Annotated in this window: 5 protein-coding genes; all 5 read right to left on the reverse strand. The window is 59.1% G+C overall.

What is annotated here, in order from left to right:
- On the reverse strand, nucleotides 1-900 hold a 900-nt coding region (locus tag ACTIEN_RS21745; protein WP_439525237.1), incomplete at its 3' end, for a TRAP transporter substrate-binding protein.
- A 25-nt stretch (nucleotides 901-925) separates the two neighbouring features.
- Complete coding sequence (locus tag ACTIEN_RS21750; RefSeq protein WP_439525238.1) at nucleotides 926-2,197, reverse strand: TRAP transporter large permease; 1,272 nt, start codon at nucleotides 2,195-2,197, stop codon at nucleotides 926-928.
- Between the two features lies 1 nt (nucleotide 2,198).
- Entirely contained in the window at nucleotides 2,199-2,726 is a 528-nt protein-coding gene (locus tag ACTIEN_RS21755) for a TRAP transporter small permease (protein ID WP_439525239.1), read from the reverse strand.
- Between the two features lie 239 nt (nucleotides 2,727-2,965).
- Nucleotides 2,966-3,955: an ABC transporter ATP-binding protein gene (locus ACTIEN_RS21760; RefSeq protein WP_439525240.1), complete on the reverse strand. Its 990-nt coding sequence runs from the start codon at nucleotides 3,953-3,955 to the stop codon at nucleotides 2,966-2,968.
- The coding region (locus tag ACTIEN_RS21765) for an ABC transporter ATP-binding protein (protein WP_439525241.1) at nucleotides 3,955-4,568 on the reverse strand (614 nt) is incomplete at its 5' end. The genes ACTIEN_RS21760 and ACTIEN_RS21765, both read right to left, overlap by 1 nt.

A 4,568-nucleotide genomic window follows, 5' to 3' on the forward strand; every position in this document is an offset into this window, starting at 1 on the left:
CTCCATGAACGGAGCCAGATCCGGTTCAAGGATTTCGACTCCCGCTTCCGCAGCGGTCTGAAGGCCGGCGTCGGCAAGACCGTCATGGGCTTCGATCCCGACGGCAATGGCGTCTGTTGCGGCTGTCTGAACCAACTCCTGCAAGTCCGCCGGCAAGCTATCCCACCACGTCTTTGACAGGACCATGGCTGTTGTCGATTGGTGCGCCTTGGTCATCGTGTAAGTATTGACCGTTTCGTAGAAACCGTCCGCGACGATGGCATCCGGCGAGATTTCGAGCGCATCCACAACATTGTTCTGAATCGCCATGAACAATTCGCCATACGACATCGGTGTCGGTTGGGTGCCCATCGCCTTGTAGGCCTCCACAAAACCCGGCGTCGGCAAAACGCGGATCTTCAGACCTTGCATATCCTCGATGGATTCCACCCGTGCCGGTGCCTTGCTGGCGACGGATCTTTCGTAGATCGACCCGAAGCCAAGCCCGTACATTCCGTACTCGCCCAGTAGATCAAGCATTTCGCGGCCCATGTCGCTTTGCAGGATTTCGTAGGCTTGCTGCTTGTCCTCGAAAAGATACGGCAGCGACAGCACCCGATATGCGGGCACGACGGTTTCGAGCGTCGAGCCTCCGACGAACCCGCCTGTCAGAATTCCGGTCCGCATGGATTGGATGGCGCGTGTTTCGTTACCGGCCTGAGCGCAGCACTGAACTTCGACCGCGATCGCGCCACCGGACCGTTCCTCGACAAGCGATTTGAATTCGTTAAGCGTCACCTGGTAGGGGCTTTGGTCGCTCAACACATGCGCCATGGTCATGGTGTAGTCCTGGGCCTGCGCGGCACCGGTCCCTACAAGCAACGCGGCCGCAAGGCCAAACGTGGTATGTCTGATAGTCATGTCAGTGGTCTCCCTGTCGTTTTGTTTAACGGAGCAAGGCGAGCGAAATGCCCGGGACGTAGGTGATGATCATCAGGTTGGCGAAGAGGACCATCAGGAACACCGCAAGCGGACGCATCAGTTGCTCCATACTGATGCGTGCAATGCCGCAGGCGATGAAAAGATTGACTCCGACCGGAGGCGTCACCATGCCGACGGCCAGGTTTACGATCATGATCATTCCGAAATGTATCGGATCGATCCCGTAGCTCACGGCGATCGGAGACAGGATCGGGCCAAGGATCACGATGGCAGCGAAGGTTTCCATGAACATCCCCACGACAAGCAGGAACACGTTCACGAGCAGCAGGAAATAAAGAGGGTTTTCCGTCACGGTCGTCAACAGCATGCCAAGCTGCTGAGGCGCGCGCAAAAGATGCAGCGCGAAAGCGAACATCGCGGCGAAAGCGACAATGATCATCACCACAGACGACGTGATGGCCGCACTTGCGAAAATGCGCGGCAGATCCTTGAGCGAAATCTCCCGGTAGACGAAGACGCTTAGAAACAGGGCATAGAAGACAGCCACAACCGCCGCTTCGGTAGCGGTGAAGATGCCCCCGAAAATGCCGCCGAGGATGATGATGGGCATGAAAAGTGACAAGGATGCCTTCCAGAAGGCCGCCGACACCTCGCGCATCCACGGCACCGGTTGGAACGGTTGCCGCTCTCCGTAGCCCATGATCCACGACACGAGGATGGCGGTTGTCATCAAAGAGGCTCCGATCATCAGTCCCGGCAAGAAGCCCGCAATGAACAGGTCGGTGATCGAGATTCCGGTGATGACGCCGTAGATCACCATGGCAACCGATGGCGGAATGATGACCCCCAGTTCCCCGGAGGCGGCGGTGGTGGCGGCGCTGAACGGGCGTGGGTATTTCTGCTTTTCCATCTCGGGTATCAGCATCGACCCGATGGCAGCCGCCGTCGCTGCAGACGATCCAGAGATTGTGGCGAACAACATCGAGGTCATCACGACGGCAGCGGCCAATCCGCCGCGCACCCAGCTCACCATGGCCTTGGCCAGATCGACAAGCCGCTTGGCGATACCCCCGTGCTGCATCAGGCGACCTGCCAGCACGTAGAGCGGCAAAGCCATCAACGCAAAGCTGTCCAGGGCTTCGAAGATGACCTGCGGGATGGCAATAAACGGGATGTTCTTGGCGATCAGCGTGGGAACAGCAGCAAGACCAAGCGACATGGCAATGGGCACGCTGGCGACGAACAGGATCAGAAGTGAGGCAACTAGAAGTATCACATCAATCCTCCGGGGCGAAGTCCGAGGCAAATCGGATATCGCGGCCCTCGATCCATGTTTCTGCGATCAGGGCCAGTGAATTGAGGATCATCAGGACCATGCTGACCGGCATGGCCCAATAGACCTTGTCTTTCGTGATGCCGAGAACCGGACTGGTCTCTGACTTGCCAAGTTCAATGAAATCCACGCCAGTTGAGAACAAAAGTCCGAAAAACGAGATGCAGAGGATCATCACGGCGTAGCGGATCGGCACACCCGTGTGCGCGGGCAATTTGCGGACACCGAATTCGAGCGCGATCATCCGTGCATGGCGCACTCCCACAGCAGCACCCAGAAAAACCATCCAGATCAACGTGTAGCGCGCCAGTTCCTCGGTCCAGGGAGCAGAGATGTTCAAACCCAGAGCAGTAAGCACAAACCGCACCATAACCTGGGTCATGACGGCCAGCGAGACAATGCAAAGCAACGCGGCGACAAGCGCCGTCACCACCGCGTTGATCTTGTCCATCAGGGTTACGTAAATCCGCACCGGCTTTATCCCAACCGCAAAATTTCTGTGTCAGCGGCAAGGCGCCTTCGTTTTCAGAAACAAACTTACGCATGTCAGAAATGTTCGCAAGACAAATTTTTGTTCGCAATGCGTACAGATGAGAGTTTTTTAGTCCGCGGGGTGGCGAAACCCGCTATTCTCCAAATATCATTGCGACTCCCGTCCGGATGGCTCGCATCTGGGTCAATACCGAACAGGGAAAACACCGTGGCCGATGTTCAGTCCGCGCCCAGTTCTTCCGCGAAATGGCAGGCGGTGCGGGAATGGCCGACCGTCCGCAGGACTGGACGTTCAGATCGGCAGCGGTCCCGCGCGAGCGGACAACGCGGGTGATAGGCGCAGCCGTTGGGTGGGTTGATCGGATCGGGGATCTCACCCGTTGGCGGCTCGGTCTCCCGCCCGAACCCATCAAGCTTTGGTGCAGCTTCCAGAAGCATCTTGGTGTAGGGATGGCGTGGAGTCGTGAAAAGCGCATCCGGCGCCGCCTCTTCGACCAGCCGACCCAGATAAAGCACGCCGATCCGATCCGCCATGTGGCGCACAACTGTCAGATCGTGGCTGATGAACAGGAACGTCAGTCCAAGATCTGTCTTGAGGTCGGACATCAGGTTCAGAACCTGCGCCTGCACGCTCACATCAAGAGCCGATGTCGGTTCGTCGCAAACGATGAAACGGGGGTTCGACGACAGGGCACGCGCTATACAAAGGCGTTGTCGTTGCCCACCCGAGAATTCGTGCGGGTACTTGTCGGCATCTTCGGCGGACAACCCGACCTGTTCCAGCAGGCGTTCCGCCAGACCGGTCGTATCGCCACCCCGTGCGGCGACCGGTTCGGTGATGATGTTGCGCACCCGCCACCGCGGGTTGAGGCTGGCATAAGGATCCTGAAACACCATCTGGATTTGTTCGCGCGCTGCATCCATCGCTTTGGCGGATGTCTCGCGGGACAGGTCGACACCTCCGATCGTGACCGATCCGTCGGTCGGGGTCAGCAATCCCACCATTATCTTGCCGATCGTGGATTTGCCCGAACCGCTTTCACCGACAAGCGCATAGGTCTCTTGCGCGGGGATCTCAAAGGACACGTCCGACACGGCGGTAAGAATGCTCCTGGGCAATCGCTCCACCACACGGTTCAGCCACGGTTTGGACACGTCGAACCTGCGCGTGAGATTGCGCACGGACACCATGGCGGGCTTGGTCGACATCAGGCGGTATCCTTGGCTGTTTCTGTGGCTCCGACCGGAAACCAGCATGCGGCGCGCCCTTGGTCCGCTGCCAGTGTCGGGCCGGGATCGCGACGACAAGCCTCCTGCGCCCGATTGCAGCGCGGGTGAAAGGCGCATCCCTGTGGCAGCGCCCCCAGACGGGGCATGTTGCCCGGGATTTGGCGCAGCCGGGTTTGGCCCAGCGACGCCAATGGCGCCGACCCCATCAACCCCTTGGTATAGGGATGGTGCGGACGGGTCAGCACCTCGCGCACCGGACCCAATTCGGCGGTGCGACCGGCATACATGACGGCCACCTTGTCTGCGGTTTCGGCTATGACGCCCATATCGTGTGTCACCAGCATCACCGCAGTGCCACGGTCCCGGCACAGCCGCCGCAGAAGCGTGATGATCTGGGCTTGAACACTGACATCAAGGGCGGTTGTCGGCTCATCCGCAATCACCAGCGATGGTTCGGCACACAGTGCCAGCGCGATCACAACCCGTTGGCGCATGCCGCCGGAAAACGCGTGAGGGTAGCTGTCGATGCGTTCGCGTGCGCCGGGAATACCCACTTCTTCGAGCGCCTTCACAGCTCGTTCCCGCGCTTCGG

Origin of the sequence: Marivita sp., from assembly GCF_051859345.1 — a bacterium.
Taxonomy (GTDB): domain Bacteria; phylum Pseudomonadota; class Alphaproteobacteria; order Rhodobacterales; family Rhodobacteraceae; genus Marivita.